This is a genomic window from Pantoea dispersa, assembly GCF_014155765.1.
Taxonomy (GTDB): Bacteria; Pseudomonadota; Gammaproteobacteria; order Enterobacterales; family Enterobacteriaceae; genus Pantoea; species Pantoea dispersa.
Map to the genome: position 1 here is coordinate 139,325 of NZ_SCKT01000010.1, position 15,219 is coordinate 154,543.

Annotated in this window: 14 protein-coding genes; all 14 read right to left on the minus strand. The window is 56.2% G+C overall.

Annotated elements, in window-relative coordinates; all coding sequences use genetic code 11:
* Positions 1-21: 21 nt before the first annotated feature.
* Positions 22-888, minus strand: a complete 867-nt coding sequence (gene atpG, locus H7K56_RS21065) for a F0F1 ATP synthase subunit gamma (protein WP_150361070.1) — start codon at positions 886-888, stop codon at positions 22-24.
* A gap of 52 nt (positions 889-940) precedes the next feature.
* A complete protein-coding gene (gene atpA, locus H7K56_RS21070) occupies positions 941-2,482 on the minus strand; it encodes a F0F1 ATP synthase subunit alpha (RefSeq protein ID WP_021508188.1) in 1,542 nt (513 codons plus the stop codon).
* Positions 2,483-2,496: 14 nt separating this feature from the next.
* Complete coding sequence (gene atpH, locus H7K56_RS21075; RefSeq protein ID WP_021508187.1) at positions 2,497-3,030, minus strand: F0F1 ATP synthase subunit delta; 534 nt, start codon at positions 3,028-3,030, stop codon at positions 2,497-2,499.
* A gap of 14 nt (positions 3,031-3,044) precedes the next feature.
* The gene (atpF, locus tag H7K56_RS21080; RefSeq protein WP_021313757.1) at positions 3,045-3,515 is read right to left on the minus strand and encodes a F0F1 ATP synthase subunit B; all 471 of its coding nucleotides are present in this window, start codon (positions 3,513-3,515) and stop codon (positions 3,045-3,047) included.
* 108 nt (positions 3,516-3,623) lie between these two features.
* Positions 3,624-3,863, minus strand: coding sequence for a F0F1 ATP synthase subunit C (gene atpE / locus H7K56_RS21085; RefSeq protein ID WP_003849523.1), 240 nt, complete (start codon positions 3,861-3,863; stop codon positions 3,624-3,626).
* Positions 3,864-3,912: 49 nt separating this feature from the next.
* A complete protein-coding gene (gene atpB, locus H7K56_RS21090; RefSeq protein WP_031279833.1) occupies positions 3,913-4,731 on the minus strand; it encodes a F0F1 ATP synthase subunit A in 819 nt (272 codons plus the stop codon).
* Between the two features lie 8 nt (positions 4,732-4,739).
* The gene (atpI, locus tag H7K56_RS21095; protein ID WP_021508185.1) at positions 4,740-5,120 is read right to left on the minus strand and encodes a F0F1 ATP synthase subunit I; all 381 of its coding nucleotides are present in this window, start codon (positions 5,118-5,120) and stop codon (positions 4,740-4,742) included.
* A 713-nt stretch (positions 5,121-5,833) separates the two neighbouring features.
* On the minus strand, positions 5,834-6,451 hold the full coding sequence (gene rsmG, locus H7K56_RS21100) for a 16S rRNA (guanine(527)-N(7))-methyltransferase RsmG (protein ID WP_150361069.1): 618 nt from the start codon (positions 6,449-6,451) through the stop codon (positions 5,834-5,836).
* A 48-nt stretch (positions 6,452-6,499) separates the two neighbouring features.
* Entirely contained in the window at positions 6,500-8,389 is a 1,890-nt protein-coding gene (gene mnmG / locus H7K56_RS21105) for a tRNA uridine-5-carboxymethylaminomethyl(34) synthesis enzyme MnmG (protein WP_150361068.1), read from the minus strand.
* 441 nt (positions 8,390-8,830) lie between these two features.
* Entirely contained in the window at positions 8,831-9,271 is a 441-nt protein-coding gene (gene mioC / locus H7K56_RS21110) for an FMN-binding protein MioC (RefSeq protein WP_021508182.1), read from the minus strand.
* A gap of 154 nt (positions 9,272-9,425) precedes the next feature.
* On the minus strand, positions 9,426-9,887 hold the full coding sequence (gene asnC, locus H7K56_RS21115) for a transcriptional regulator AsnC (protein ID WP_007893613.1): 462 nt from the start codon (positions 9,885-9,887) through the stop codon (positions 9,426-9,428).
* Between the two features lie 105 nt (positions 9,888-9,992).
* Positions 9,993-12,131 carry a 5-histidylcysteine sulfoxide synthase gene (gene ovoA, locus H7K56_RS21120; protein WP_150361067.1) on the minus strand — a complete coding sequence of 713 codons (2,139 nt, stop codon included), beginning with the start codon at positions 12,129-12,131 and terminating at the stop codon, positions 9,993-9,995.
* Between the two features lie 71 nt (positions 12,132-12,202).
* A complete protein-coding gene (gene viaA, locus H7K56_RS21125; RefSeq protein WP_058770715.1) occupies positions 12,203-13,663 on the minus strand; it encodes an ATPase RavA stimulator ViaA in 1,461 nt (486 codons plus the stop codon).
* The gene (gene ravA / locus H7K56_RS21130) at positions 13,660-15,156 is read right to left on the minus strand and encodes an ATPase RavA (protein ID WP_150361066.1); all 1,497 of its coding nucleotides are present in this window, start codon (positions 15,154-15,156) and stop codon (positions 13,660-13,662) included. The genes viaA and ravA overlap by 4 nt, the downstream gene beginning before the upstream one ends.
* Between the last annotated feature and the right edge of the window lie 63 nt (positions 15,157-15,219).

Here is a 15,219-nt window from a genome sequence, read left to right on the forward strand (position 1 = left end):
CGCGACGGGATATATGCCTGGTTAAACCGCGGAGGCTCCCGAGACGATCTCGGTAAGTTCCTGAGTGATGCTGGCCTGACGAGCTTTGTTGTACACCAACTGCAGCTCTTTGATCAGGTTTCCGCCGTTATCGGTTGCCGCTTTCATGGCCACCATACGTGCAGCCTGCTCACTGGCCAGGTTTTCCACCACACCCTGATAAACCTGCGATTCGACATAACGACGCAGCAGGGTATCCAGCAGCGCTTTCGGATCGGGTTCGTACAGGTAATCCCAGGTCTTCGCCTTCATCTCTTCTTCACCTTCCGCTGGCGGTAACGGCAGCAGTTGGGTAATGGTCGGAGTCTGAGACATGGTGTTGTTAAATTTATTGCTGACGATAAACAGCTTGTCGATGCGGCCTTCATCATAAGCCTGCAACATCACTTTTACCGGGCCGATCAGGTCGGACAGCGCAGGCTTATCGCCCATGCCGGTAACCTGAGCCACGACGTTGCCACCTACAGAGCCGAAGAAAGAAACGCCTTTGGAACCGATAATAGCCAGATCGCTCTGTACGCCTTTATCAGACCAGCCTTTCATTTCTGCCAGCAATTTTTTGAACAGGTTAACGTTCAAACCACCACAAAGCCCGCGGTCAGTCGAAACGACCAGGTAGCCGACGCGCTTAACGTCGCGCTCATCCAGGTAAGGGTGCTTGTATTCCAGATTACCCAGAGCAAGGTGACCAATCACTTTGCGCATGGTATCTGCATACGGACGGCTGGCCGCCATGCGTTCCTGCGTTTTACGCATTTTGGAGGCGGCGACCATTTCCATCGCTTTGGTGATCTTCTGCGTGTTTTTCACGCTTCCGATCTTGGTACGTATTTCTTTTGCGCCGGCCATTAGCTTCTCCTCAAAGCCTTGCGGCCTGCCTTTTCAGACAAGCCGCCAGACATTACCAGGACTGGGTTGCTTTAAACGTTTCGAGGAGGCCTTTCAGCTTCTCTTCGATTTCGTTGTTGTAGTTACCCGCCTGGTTGATTTCAGCCATCAGCTCCGCGTGTTCGCGATCGGCGAACGCCAGCAGAGCGGCTTCGAAGCTGCCGATTTTCGCCAGTTCAACGTCGTTCAGGAAGCCGCGCTCGGCAGCGAACAGTACCAGACCCTGTTGTGCAACAGACATCGGTGCATACTGTTTCTGCTTCAGCAGCTCGGTCACTTTCTGACCGTGGCTCAGCTGTTTGCGCGTTGCATCGTCCAGATCGGAAGCGAACTGAGAGAACGCTGCCAGTTCACGATACTGTGCCAGCGCGGTACGGATACCACCGGACAGTTTCTTGATGATCTTGGTCTGTGCAGCACCACCAACACGGGATACCGAAATACCCGGGTTAACGGCTGGACGGATACCGGAGTTGAACAGGTTCGATTCCAGGAAGATCTGACCATCGGTAATCGAGATTACGTTGGTCGGAACGAACGCAGAAACGTCACCCGCCTGGGTTTCGATAATCGGCAGCGCGGTCAGAGAACCGGTCTGGCCTTTCACTTCACCGTTGGTGAAACGCTCAACGTAGTCAGCGCTAACGCGTGATGCACGCTCCAGCAGACGAGAGTGGAGGTAGAACACGTCGCCCGGGAATGCTTCACGACCCGGCGGACGGCGCAGCAGCAGAGAAATCTGACGGTAAGCAACAGCCTGCTTAGACAGGTCATCATACACGATCAGCGCATCTTCACCGCGGTCACGGAAGTATTCACCCATCGCGCAACCGGCATACGGAGCCAGGTACTGCAGCGCAGCGGATTCAGAAGCGGAAGCAACAACCACGATGGTGTTAGACAGCGCACCGTGCTCTTCCAGCTTACGTACCACGTTAGAGATGGTAGAGGCTTTCTGACCGATCGCGACGTAAACACACTTGATGCCAGAATCGCGCTGGTTGATGATGGCGTCGATGGCCATCGCAGTTTTACCGGTCTGACGGTCACCGATGATCAGCTCACGCTGGCCACGGCCGATTGGAATCATCGCATCGACAGATTTGTAACCGGTCTGAACAGGCTGGTCGACTGACTGACGGTCGATAACGCCTGGTGCAATCACTTCAACTGGTGAGAAGCCATCGTTGTCGATAGCGCCTTTACCGTCGATCGGTGCACCCAGGGTGTTAACCACGCGGCCCAGCAGGCCACGGCCAACCGGCACTTCCAGGATACGGCCAGTACACTTCACCTTCATGCCTTCGGCGAGGTCAGCGTACGGACCCATCACTACTGCACCTACAGAGTCACGCTCGAGGTTCAGTGCGATAGCGTAACGGTTGCCCGGCAGAGCAATCATCTCACCCTGCATTACATCGGCCAGGCCGTGTACGCGGATGATACCGTCACTTACAGAAACAATAGTACCTTCGTTGTGAGCTTCGCTCACGACATTGAACTGAGCAATGCGCTGCTTGATCAGTTCGCTGATTTCGGTGGAATTCAGTTGCATATGCTCCAGTCCCCTTAAGACTGCAAGACGTCTGCCAGACGGTCAAGACGGCCGCGCACGCTGCCATCAATCACCAGGTCACCCGCACGGATAACCACACCTGCCATTACAGACTTATCAATTTTGCAATTCAGCTTAACTTTGCGTGACAGACGTTTTTCCATCGCGGCGCTGATTTTACTCAGCTGGCTGTCACTCAGCGCACTGGCGGAGATCACATCAACTTCGGCTGTCGCTTCATAAGCGTCACGCAGTTGAATGAACTGTTCCAGTACCGCTGGAAGCGCTGTCAAACGTCCGTTCTCCGCCATAACCTTAATCAGGTTCTGAGCGTGTTCATCAAGTTGATCACCACAGACTGCGTTGAAAGAAGCAGACAAGGCTTCCGGTGCTAATGCACCGGAAAGGAGTTCTGCCATCTGTTCGTTGCGAGCCACTTCTGCGGCAAACGCCAGCATGGTCTGCCAGCGGTCGATACTTTGATGCTCAACAGCAAAGTCAAAAGCTGCTTTGGCGTAGGGGCGAGCTACAGTAATCAGATCAGACATCAGCCCCTCCCTCCTTACAGTTCAGCGACCAGTTTATCAACGATGTCGCTGTTAGCAGCTTCATCCACGGAACGTTCGATGATCTTCTCGGCGCCAGCTAAGGCCAGCAGCGCGACTTGCTTACGCAGCTCTTCACGTGCACGTGAGCGCTCGGCTTCGATTTCTGCCTGCGCCTGAGACACGATGCGGTTACGTTCAGTCTCAGCTTCAGTTTTGGCTTCGTCCAGAATCTGGGCACGGCGTTTGTTCGCCTGCTCGATAATGACCTGAGCTTCTTCTTTGGCTTTTTTCAGCTGGTCGGTCGCATTGGCCTGCGCGAGATCCAAATCTTTCTTCGCGCGTTCAGCAGAAGCAAGGCCTTCAGCAATTTCTTTCTGGCGCTTTTCGATGGCAGCCATAATCGGCGGCCATACGTACTTCATGCAGAACGCGACAAACAGGATGAACGCGATGGCCTGGCCGAGGATTGTTGCATTAATGTTCACAGCACAATGCCTCTTATTAAGTTAACTTGCTCTGCCGCTATCAGCGATAAACGGCAGAATCCGTTCCTCATCACACTGCGTGCCATGAGTGAACCACGGCTACAGGCTTTAGGCGACAGCAAACATCACGTAGAGACCCAGACCAACAGCGATCATTGGGATTGCATCCACCAGACCCATTACAACAAAGAACTGCGTACGCAGCAGAGGAATCAGATCCGGCTGACGCGCTGCGCCTTCCAGGAATTTACCTCCGAGGATGCCGATACCGATCGCAGCACCGATTGCCGCCAGACCCATCATCACAGCGGCAGCCATGTACAGCAGATCCATATTCAGGTTTTCCATGACAGTCTCCAGTTTGTTTCAGTTAAAAGCTAAGTTGTTGAGATAAAAATCAATGCTCTTCAGATGCCATCGACAGATAGACAATCGTGAGGACCATGAAAATGAAAGCCTGCAGCGAAATAATCAGGATGTGGAAAATGGCCCATGGCACATTCAGCACCCACTGCGACCACCACGGCAGCAGACCGGCAATCAGGATAAAGATCAGCTCACCCGCATACATGTTGCCGAACAGTCGCAGACCGAGCGAAACCGGTTTAGACAGCAGGCTAACACCTTCAAGAATCAGGTTGATGGGGATGAAGATCGGGTGATTAAAAGGCTGCAGCGTCAGCTCTTTGGCGAAGCCACCTACACCTTTCATTTTGATGCTGTAGAACAGAATCAAAATAAATACGCCCAGCGCCATAGACAGCGTGATGTTCACGTCTGCAGACGGCACGACGCGCAGCGCCGGCAGGCCCAGATAGTGCTCACCGATAAACGGCAGCAAATCGATAGGCAGCAGATCCATGAAGTTCATCAGGAAGACCCAGACGAAAATCGTCAGAGCCAGCGGGGCGATAACTTTACTCTTACCGTGGTACATGTCGCGGACGTTGCTATCAACAAAACCAACGACCAGCTCGATAGCCGCCTGCATTTTCCCTGGCACACCGCTGGTGGCACTTTTCGCCACTTTACGGAACAGCACCAGGAACACCAGTCCCAGTACAACAGAGAAAAACATGGAGTCCAGGTTTAACGTCCAGAACGTTGCTGGCGCGTCGTGTGCATTCACCAGCTCGAAAGTACGCAGGTCCATCTGAAGATGTGTCAGATGATGACCTATGTATTCCTGCGGCGTTGAGATCTCTCCTGCGGCCATGATGCCTCTTACCCTTTGTTGTTAATTACAGCCGGCGCGACGATTTGTACCACCAGCACCGATAACCAGGTGATTGCGAGTGGCCAGAAGACCGCTCCAAATCCACCTAACGCCACAACGAGAAAAACAACGGTGGCAAACACCTTGAGCACTTCACCAAAGGCGAAGCTCCAGGCGACACGCCCTTTTGCCGGAGTTTGATCCTGCAGGCGCCAGGCTAAAAACATAAACAGTACGTTTGGCAGCCAGGCTGCCGCACCACCCGCGATGGCAGAGGCGCCCCAGGTGACATCTTTCAGGGCAAACAGCGCACCGATTACGACAAAGGTCACCAGCTGGATCACCAGCACGGTTCGGGCTAATTTCACACTGTAAAGAGACACTGACATGACGCTTAACTCTCCTGCCCCGAACGGGGTATGTCGCGTGTCGTATAAGACTGCCTTTACTCTTTTGAGTCAAGCAGCAAAAGCCGTGCAAATTATACGGGCCGCACCTGCGATTTCAATCGGTAAGTAGCGAAAAGGTGAACAATTATTTAAATTTCTTTCTGGAGGGCTATTTTTCAAAACATCCGCTTCGGCCTGCCTGACGAAACAGGCTTGAAATTGCCCGGCAGACTTGCTTTTAAAGCGTGCTTCAGATCACATTATAAGCACCCCCGGCAGCGATAATTTGCTTTTTAACCCCTGCCGCGCAATTAATGAAACCCGTAATTTACTTTTCTATCAGTAAGATAGAATTATTGCTTCAGGATTAGCGCCAGATTTTCGATAAAAACACTCTATTGACATCAGCCACCGCAATAAAAACGTAAAACTGATATTACGTCCGCCGATTTATTGCAGAGTTATATTTTCCGCCGTGACTATTCGGCACTGTAAATACAGCGGTTAAAGTGATGTAACTGATAATGAAATGTGAATTATTCGTTAAATGTAACAGAGGTTTTCGGATAATTTCCGCGGCGGATGTTAACCCGCTTCCCCTGCCCTGTTGAATAAAAGCGTTTATCGTGACGCGTTCAACCGCTGTTTTTTTAGCCGGCTGCTGCGCTAAGCCAAACGGCATGAATCACGATAAATCCACACCGTTTGCGCGACTATTGCCGCCTGATCACCACCAGATGACGCTCACCTTCCAGTTCCGGCACCCGCAGTGGCTCAATTTTTTCGATGGCGAAGCCGGCAGGCAGCGCGGCAATTTCGTCATCCGGCCTGACGCCTTTCAGCGCATAGAAGTGGCCTGTTGCTCCCGGCAGATGGTGGCACCAGTTCAGCATGTCCTCCAGCGATGCAAAGGCGCGGCTGATCACCCCGTCAAACGGCGGCTCAGCCGGGAACTCTTCCACCCGGCTCTGCACCGGCGTGACGTTAGTAAGCCCTAACTCATGTTGCACCTGACGCAGGAAACGCACGCGTTTCCCGAGGCTGTCCAGCAGCGTAAAGTGCGCCTGCGGGCAAACAATCGCCAGCGGGATCCCCGGCAGGCCCGGTCCGGTACCGACATCAATAAAGCGCTCACCCTGCAGGTGGGGTTCTACCACGATGCTGTCGAGAATGTGGCGCACCAGCATCTGCTGCGGATCGCGCACCGAGGTCAGGTTGTAGGCTTTATTCCACTTGTGCAGCAGTTCGACATAACCCACCAGCTGCTGTTTTTGCTGATCGGAGAGGGAAATGTTTGCCGCTTGCAGCAGCCGGGAGAGTTTATTAATCACGACGAGAATTCCATTAACAGGGGCGAGCGTGCCCGCCCCGGGGGTCGATCAGGCGCTTTTACGCAGCAGGCCCTGTTTTTTCAGGTAAATCAGCAGAATTGAAATTGCCGCCGGCGTGATGCCGGAAATACGCGATGCCTGGCCGATAGAGGTCGGTTTGTGGTCGTTGAGTTTGGCGATCACTTCATTCGACAGTCCATTCACCTGGCGATAGTCGAGGTCGGCCGGGAGTAAGGTGTTTTCATTGCGCTGCTGGCGATCGATCTCCTCCTGCTGACGCGCGATGTAACCTTCATACTTCACCTGAATCTCTACCTGCTCTGCGGCCTGCTCATCCGCCAGCGCCGGACCGTAGCCCGGCAGCGACATCAGCAGTTCGTAGGTCATCTCCGGACGACGCAGCAGATCTTCCGCGCTGGCTTCTTTGGTGAGCGGCGCGCTGATTACCGTGTTCACTTCGCTGACGTTTTCAGACTTCGGATGCACCCACAGGTCACGCAGACGCTGACGCTCCTGCTCAATCGCTTCCAGCTTCTGGTTATAGCGAGCCCAGCGCGCGTCGTCGACCAGGCCGAGTTCACGTCCGGTTTCGGTCAGGCGCAGATCGGCGTTATCTTCACGCAGCATCAGACGATACTCGGCGCGCGAGGTAAACATGCGATACGGCTCTTTGGTGCCCAGCGTACACAGATCGTCGACCAGCACGCCAAGATAGGCCTGATCGCGACGCGGCGCCCAGCCCTCTTTGTCCGCTGACTGACGCGCAGCGTTAAGGCCGGCCAGCAGCCCCTGCGCCGCCGCTTCTTCATAACCGGTGGTGCCGTTGATCTGGCCGGCAAAGAACAGGCCGTGGATAAATTTACTCTCCAGCGTCGGCTTGAGATCGCGCGGATCGAAGAAGTCGTACTCGATGGCGTAGCCCGGGCGCACGATCTTCGCGTTCTCCAGACCTTTCATCGAGCGCACGATCTGCATCTGCACATCAAACGGCAGGCTGGTGGAGATACCGTTCGGGTAGATTTCGTTGCTGGTCAGCCCTTCCGGCTCAAGGAAAATCTGATGTGCGTTACGATCGGCAAAGCGCATCACTTTGTCTTCAATCGACGGGCAGTAGCGTGGCCCGATCCCCTCGATGATCCCGGCATACATCGGGCTGCGATCGAGGTTATTGCGGATCACTTCATGTGTCTGCTCATTGGTGTGGGTTATCCAGCATGGTACCTGCTGCGGATGCTGTCCGGCATGGCCCATAAACGAGAACACCGGCATCGGGTCATCCCCGTGCTGCGGCGTTAGCACCGAAAAGTCGATGGTGCGGGCATCGATACGCGGTGGCGTACCGGTTTTCAGGCGGTTTACGCGCAGCGGCAGCGCACGCAGACGTTTAGCCAGCGGAATCGACGGAGGATCGCCTGCACGACCACCGCTGTAGTTATCGAGGCCGATGTGGATTTTGCCGTCCAGGAAAGTGCCCACCGTCAGAACGACGGTTTTCGCCCGGAACTTCAGGCCCATCTGGGTCACGGCGCCGACAACGCGATCGTTCTCCACAATCAGATCATCAACCGCCTGCTGGAAGATCATCAGGTTCGGCTGGTTTTCCAGCGCAGTGCGTACCGCCTGGCGATACAGTACCCGGTCTGCCTGTGCACGCGTGGCACGCACCGCCGGGCCTTTGCTGGCGTTTAGTATCCTAAACTGAATACCGGCCTGATCGATCGCGCTGGCCATCAAACCGCCTAAGGCATCCACTTCCTTAACCAGGTGTCCTTTCCCGATGCCACCGATCGCCGGGTTACAGGACATTTGTCCCAGCGTATCAATATTATGGGTGAGTAACAGGGTTTGCTGACCCATTCGGGCAGCGGCCATCGCGGCTTCTGTGCCCGCATGACCACCACCGATTACGATGACGTCAAAAGGATCTGGATAAAACATGAAGTGGGTCCTCGTTAGTGTTCGGACAGGGATCGTTGCCCTGGGCGGTGGATTCTACTGAAATTCTGTTCAGGGCGAAAGTCGCGGGATCCTGCGGTTTAAAAGAAAGGATCTTAAGTCTTTTATATGATCTCTCTGTTAGATCTCTTATTAGGATCGCCCCTGTCTGTTGATAACCCGGAAAAGCGCTGTGGCAACAGGGGATTAGCGAGGATCGTTTACTGTGAATGATCGGTGATCCTGATCCGTATAAGCTGAGATCAACTTTGCTACTTATACACAGCGTAAAAAAGCATCAGCGGTTGTTCTTTGGATAACTACTGGTTATACGCATGAAATAACGGATCTTATCCACAGAGCGACGCAGGTAAAAGGCGATAAAACAGCGGAATCAACTGGGGATCGACATAAATACCCGATCCCCGACCAGCAAAGATCGTCTTAAATCTGCGGGTGCCAGCTGGCAACCCACACTTCCGCCGGATCTTCCGGAATCTCATGTTCCAGCACGTCGATCTCCAGCCGATCGCCAATACGTTTGGCACCCAGCTGCGTTAACGTCGTCTCCAGCAGTTTGATCGCACCGCAGAACAGATCGTATTCATGATTACCGATACCCACTGCGCCAAAGCGTACGCCTGAGAGATCCGGCTGGCTCTCCTGCAGCGCTTCATAAAACGGCAGCAGGTTGTCCGGCAGTTCGCCGGCACCGTGCGTTGAGCTGACAATCAGCCAGACGCCCTCCTGCGGCACCTCATCCAGCTCGGGTCCGTGCAGCAGTTCGGTTGAAAAGCCCGCTTCCTGCAGTTTCTCTTCCAGATGTTCAGCGACATATTCGGCGCTGCCAAGGGTACTGCCACTGATTAAGGTAATATCGGCCATGATGCTCTCCCGCACTAAAGGCGAGCATTGTACGCTGTGATCAAGCGGTGATCCACCTGTGGAAAACAGGGTTAATCGTCGATAGCATCAGGCGACAAGGCGCATCACAAAAGCGATCCGCCCGGGATAAGGTTATGCACAGCGGGGAAGCCGATCACGGCTTGATAGTGCGCATGATCGGGTTTTGCAGCGAGATCAGCGTCTCGGTGGACTGGATTTCATCAATGGTCTGGATCTTGTTGATCAGCACCTGCTGCAACGCATCAATGGAGCGGCACATCACTTTAATAAAAATGCTGTAGTGGCCGGTGGTATACCAGGCTTCCACCACTTCATCCAGCGCTTCCAGTTTGCTGAGCGCTGCCGGATAGTCGCGCGCGCTTTTCAAAATGATGCCGATAAAACAGCAGACATCAAATCCGAGCTGCCGTGGATCGATCTCCACGCGCGTACCCAGAATAATCCCCGCCTGACGCATCTTCTCGACGCGCACGTGAATCGTGCCGGGGCTGACGTTGAACTGCTTGGCGAGTTCGGCGTACGCGGTGCGCGCGTTTTGCAGCAGCGCATTTAAAATGCCGCGGTCGAGATTATCCAGTTGCAGGTGTTCCGCCATCATCCATCCTCATTAGGTTCGTCTTCTCTGAACAGGGAGAATGTGCAGCAAATTAGCGGGACAGGCAAGGCGCAGACAGCGGAGCTGCCGCTGTCTGCACGCTTTTTAGCGCTTACGCCACAGCGTCAGCTGGGCCTGTGTGTGCTGGAACTTACGCGCGGTTTCGCGAATCACAAACGGCACGTCCTGCGGCGGCGCAACCTCCTCAAAGGCATCGCGCAGCAGTCGTTGCAGCGCCTGCCAGGTGGTGAGCGCTTCACCGTTTTCACGGAAACCGCCCAGCCAGTTCTCCTTCGGCGTGAACTCTTCCAGCCAGGTGTAAGGTGAGGAGATAGCCAGCAAACCGCCGGAGCGGATCATCGGCGTGATGTCCTGCAGGAAGCGCTTCGGCTGGCGCAGGCGATCGATCAGGTTGGAGGCCAGTACCAGATCGTAGCCATCGGGCTGCGGTTTCAGGTTACAGGCATCGCCCTGCACAAACTGAATGCGCTGCGCCAGGGACTCATCGAAACCAAACTCTTTCAGCCGCACCTGGCGATACTCCACCAGCTCTCCCTCTTCCGGCACCACGTAACGGAAATCCTCGCCCGAGGTCAGCTGCAGCGCCACGTCGATAAAGCGCGCCGAGTAATCCATGCCGGTGACCGCAGCAAAATGGCGTGCCAGTTCAAAGCTGGCACGGCCGGTGGCGCAACCGATATCCAGCGCGTGGCCGCGCTGCGCGCAGTGCGGCAGCACGATATCGACCAGCGCCGCCGCGTAGTTCGGCACACCGTAATAGCCGGGGCCGTACTGGAAGTCGAGGTACTGCGACACCATGCTGTCGGTTTCATACGGATTCAGCGCCATGCTCTCCTGATGCGAGGAAACCACGTAGCGGAAACCGGCATGCTGGAAGAAGTGGCGCCGGAAGGCGTAGCGTGAGGATTTCAGCGCTTCGTTGCCGGTGGAGATCCAGCTGCCGCCTTTGATCAGCGCATGTTTGCCGTCAAAGGTGGGCGTGGAGAAATCGTCATACAGCGGATGTACCCTGAAGCCTTCAAAGCCGTTGGTCGGCGTGGTGGTCCACTGCCAGACGTTGCCGACGATGTCGAAGAAGTCACCCTGGGCAAAGTGGTCTACCGGACAGGAAGAGGCCCAGCGGGCAAGATTGATGTTGCCCGGCGCGTCGATCCAGTCTGGCTGATCGCCGGCAACCTGCTCGCGCAGCTGCATCCACTCGGCTTCGCACGGCAGCTGGATCGCTTTGCCGCTCTCTTCTGCCAGCCAGCGGCAGAACGCCGCCGCTTCCAGCTGATTCACTTCGGCGGGCCAGTCCCACGGCATCGCCACTTCTTCGGTCATCAGGCGCAGCCGGAGATCGTCAGGTTGTGCAATGTCGCCGACCCAGAAAGTCGGCATCTGCGCCTGGGCATACTCACGCCAGCCCCAGCCTTCATCATCCCACCAGCGGCGTTCGTTATAGCCGTTGGCGGCAATAAAATGAAAGAACTCGGCGTTGCTCACCAGCATTTTGCTGGCTTTGAACGGTTTCAGCTCAGTTGAAAGGCTGCCGTATTCGTTATCCCAGCCGTAGGTATCATCGGTTTTACCCTGCGTGACGCGGCCGCCTGGCATCGCCACCAGCGTATTGGCCGGTACCGAGGCACGATCGTGGCGCGCTTGTGGACACGCCGGCCAGTGCGGCTGCGGTTTAACCCACTCAAGCGGCAGCTGGCGGATCAGCACGCTGGAGGTTTCGAGGTGAATTCGCTCATGCTCAATACCCATCAGAATCACCCACGCCGGGCTGTCCCAGTCAATCGGCAGATCCAGTGGCATGGTGCGGATGAATTCACTTACCACGGTTTTCACTTTGCCACGGTAGTCGCGCACCTCGGCTACGTCCGGCCAGCTGTAATGGCTGTCGTCGAGATCGTCCCAGCTCATCTCATCCACGCCGATCGCCATCATCGCCTCGATGCGATCGTCAATGCGCTGCTGCAGATAACCGCCCGCCATCAGCTTATTAATGTAGAAAGTAGCGGTATGGCCAAAGTAGAAGATCAGCGGATGGCGCAGGGTGATAGCTTTATTAAAGTACGCGCGCTCATCGGCGAGGCAGTCGAACAGGCTTTCGTACAGCTCCCAGGTCTGGGTGAAATAGGCCAGCAGTTCGGCGCGTTTGGCGTCGCTGCTGCTGCCGGAAAGCCGGACGGTGCGGGTGGGCGCAGGCAATTGATCGTGAAGATGAGCGGTTGTCACAGTGAACTCCGTAAGCTGATTAAACACAGCGGGTAATTCACTATAGCAAATTAGCATTTCTGCCTGATGAATTAGCGTTTCCAGCGGCGCAGCAGGCGGCTTTTCAGGCCGGTATCGAAGCGCCAGATGTGATCGAAAATGCGCAGAATGCCGGGTTTGCCGTGCGCCGACATCGCCACGGCGTGGAAGCGTTGCTGGTGGTGACGCTGGCGCTGTTTAATAGTGCTGACGATGTCGTCCGGCAGACGCTGGGCGATAAAATCGGAAACGATCACCGCATCGGCTTCCTGCCACTGACTGCCCTCCATACGCGTGACCACCGCAGACAGGCAGGCGGCCAGATCGGTGCCGCCGCGAAAACGCTGGCTGAGAAAACGGATTGCCTGCTCGATGCCGTTATCCGCGGTCAGCTCGTAGCCAATCACTTCGTGAGCAAACAGCATGATGTAGCAGCGCCGCCTGTCGGCCAGCGCCACCTTCAGCAGCGCCAGACAAAACGCTTTGGCGCAGCGTTCATTGAAACCGCCCATCGAACCAGAGGTATCCACGCAGACGATGAACGGGCCGCGCGGCTGTGCTTCGTGCTGCTGATGGCTGGCCGGGCGCAGCGTCACTTTCTCGTGCCAGGCATCGCCCTGTAACCGGTAGGTCAGCAGGCGTTTCTCCACCAGCCGGCGATAAAACTCCAGCTCCAGTTCGCTGATGCTCAGCGCCGCCAGTTCCGGCGGCAACAGACGCAGCACATCGTCGCTCTGATGGATGCCGCTGACCTCTTCCGGCACGTTGTCCGGCTCGCGCACCAGCTGATGAAACGCTTCCAGCGGCGCATCCTGTGACGGTACCGATTTCGCTTCGCGGCTGCGTCCCAGCTGCTGCGCCAGTTTCATCAGTTCCGGCTGCTGGGCGAGGAAATCGCCGTACTGCACAATCAACTCATAGTCGCCATGCTGCAGCGGTGCCTTGCTCAGATCCCACAGGCGTCCGGCGGCGGCTTCGTCGTCATCGGTCAGAATCGGCGCCAGCTGGCCGCTGATGGCCATGCGCTGCTGCAGCTCAGCCATCAGGCGTTCCCGCTGCTCTTCCAGCAGGGTTTCGTTCAGCGTCAGGGTTTGCAGCGTCAGGCTCAGGCGCCAGCGCTGCAGGAACAGCGTGTGCTGCGCATTGCTCAGCTGGGCGCTGTCGGTATGCAGCAGCAGTTTGCTGGCCTCTTCGATAAACGGGGACGGCAGCGCTTTCAGCTGCGTCATGATGGCGGGCAGTTGCTCACTGAAGGCGTGGCTGCTGAGCAGCTGCATCTGCTGGAAGAGCTGAAATTCGCGCGCCAGCGCGTCCGGCACCGGCGTGGTTTTCATCTGGGCGGCAATCTCGGCGCGCCAGCGCGGCAGCTCGCCCATCATCGCCTGTTTCAGGCGCGGAAATTTTTCAAAGAACAGCGCCAGCTGTGGCGAGGCCAGCAGTGCCACAATCAGCTCTTCGATCAGCTCGGTTTCGCCAATCGACAACAGCGTGCTGAGCGTCTCCAGCGAGATCATTTTCTCGCCTGTTTCAGCTGTTCCGCCACATCCTGCAGGCTGGTTTCGACGCGCGCCAGCCAGTCGTCGCTGATAAACAGGCAGCGCTGGTGCTGGCTAAACAGCGTGCGCTGCGCGCGCAGCTGGGCCTCCAGCGCGTCGTATTCTTCAATGATTTCCTGCGGCACGTCGCTGCTGCTGGCGGCACCCGGCAGCGTCAGGCGCGTGGACTGCAGGCTGACGTCGCGCAGCGTCAGACAGTGGTGCGCATCCACCAGCAGGTCGAGCGTCTGGCCAAAGCCGATGCCGTTGAGCTTGCCGCGGATCTCGCCCGCCTTCAGCAGCCACTGATTGAGCGCATCGCGTGCCACCACCACGTGCGTGACCTGCATGTCGTGCAGCGTCAGCGGTTGCTGCAGCATCAGAGTCAGCTGTTCGTCCGTGATCGAGGCCGGTAATTCATAGTGCGGTTTGCGGCTGAACATGCCGCTGTGTTTCTCCAGCGTCAGCGCCTGCGCCACGCTCTGCTGTTGTTGCAGCGCCAGCCGGCGCGCTTTGATCTGCTGCAGCGTGTGCAGCATCGCCTGCTGCTGCCACGCGTGCTGCGTCATTAGCGCATCGATTTCACGATCCAGTAGCTGCATCGACGCCACGTCGTGCCACAGGCAATCTTTCAGCAGGATCAGATCAAGCGGGGCAATCGCCACGCGGCCGCTGTAAAACGCGCTGGCCTGCAGCAGATGGATGGCTTTTTTCCAGCGGCGATCGGAGATATACGGCGCCTCTGGCAGGTTCTCCAGCTGCTGGCGCAGCTGATAGATCAGTTCAAACACATGATCGGGCAGGCTGACCTGGCTGATGCCTTTCTGCCACTGCTGATACTCTTCATCGCTGATGCACAGCGATTCCGCCACCGGATTGGCGTTTTCATCCTGCTGGTGGGTCAGCATGCTGCGGAAATTCTGCTTTTCATGCACGTTGTCGAGCCACAGCCGGATCAGCATACGGTCGTACAGCGCTTCCAGACCGCTATCGGCTTCCGGCAGTTCGTTAGAGGCGGTGACCAGCAGGCGCATCGGGATCGACTCTTCGCTGTCGCCGTTGCGGAAGCGACGTTCGTTGATGGCGGTGAGCAGCGTATTGAGAATCGCCGGACCGGCTTTCCAGATCTCATCAAGAAAGACAATTTCGGCATCCGGCAGATAGCCTTTGGTCAGACGCTGGTAGCGGCCTTCATCTTTCAGCGCCTGAATCGACAGCGGGCCAAACACCTCTTCAGGTGTGGAAAAACGGGTCATCAGGTATTCAAAGGCACGGGCATGCTGGAAGGCGTATTTCAGTCGGCGGGCAATCAGGCTCTTGGCGATGCCCGGTGGCCCAAGCAGAAACACGCTTTCGCCGCTCAGCGCTGCCAGCAGGCAGAGACGAATGGCATGATGCCGTTCATACAGCCCTTTCTCCAGGGCATTGCTGAGGCGAGAAATTCTTTCTGCCAAAAGATGGGGTTGAGCCATAATCACATCATTGTCCTTCTGATCCTGGTGCCGTCATATTCTGGCGAGCGCAATACTCTACTG

Coding starts and splice junctions, on each gene's coding strand:
- mnmG (WP_150361068.1), bottom strand. CDS start 8,389: ATGTTTTATCCAGATCCTTTTGACGTCATCGTAATCGGTGGTGGTCAT.
- viaA (WP_058770715.1), bottom strand. CDS start 13,663: ATGATCTCGCTGGAGACGCTCAGCACGCTGTTGTCGATTGGCGAAACC.
- atpE (WP_003849523.1), bottom strand. CDS start 3,863: ATGGAAAACCTGAATATGGATCTGCTGTACATGGCTGCCGCTGTGATG.
- asnC (WP_007893613.1), bottom strand. CDS start 9,887: ATGGCGGAACACCTGCAACTGGATAATCTCGACCGCGGCATTTTAAAT.
- atpG (WP_150361070.1), bottom strand. CDS start 888: ATGGCCGGCGCAAAAGAAATACGTACCAAGATCGGAAGCGTGAAAAAC.
- atpB (WP_031279833.1), bottom strand. CDS start 4,731: ATGGCCGCAGGAGAGATCTCAACGCCGCAGGAATACATAGGTCATCAT.
- mioC (WP_021508182.1), bottom strand. CDS start 9,271: ATGGCCGATATTACCTTAATCAGTGGCAGTACCCTTGGCAGCGCCGAA.
- atpI (WP_021508185.1), bottom strand. CDS start 5,120: ATGTCAGTGTCTCTTTACAGTGTGAAATTAGCCCGAACCGTGCTGGTG.
- atpA (WP_021508188.1), bottom strand. CDS start 2,482: ATGCAACTGAATTCCACCGAAATCAGCGAACTGATCAAGCAGCGCATT.
- atpH (WP_021508187.1), bottom strand. CDS start 3,030: ATGTCTGATCTGATTACTGTAGCTCGCCCCTACGCCAAAGCAGCTTTT.
- ravA (WP_150361066.1), bottom strand. CDS start 15,156: ATGGCTCAACCCCATCTTTTGGCAGAAAGAATTTCTCGCCTCAGCAAT.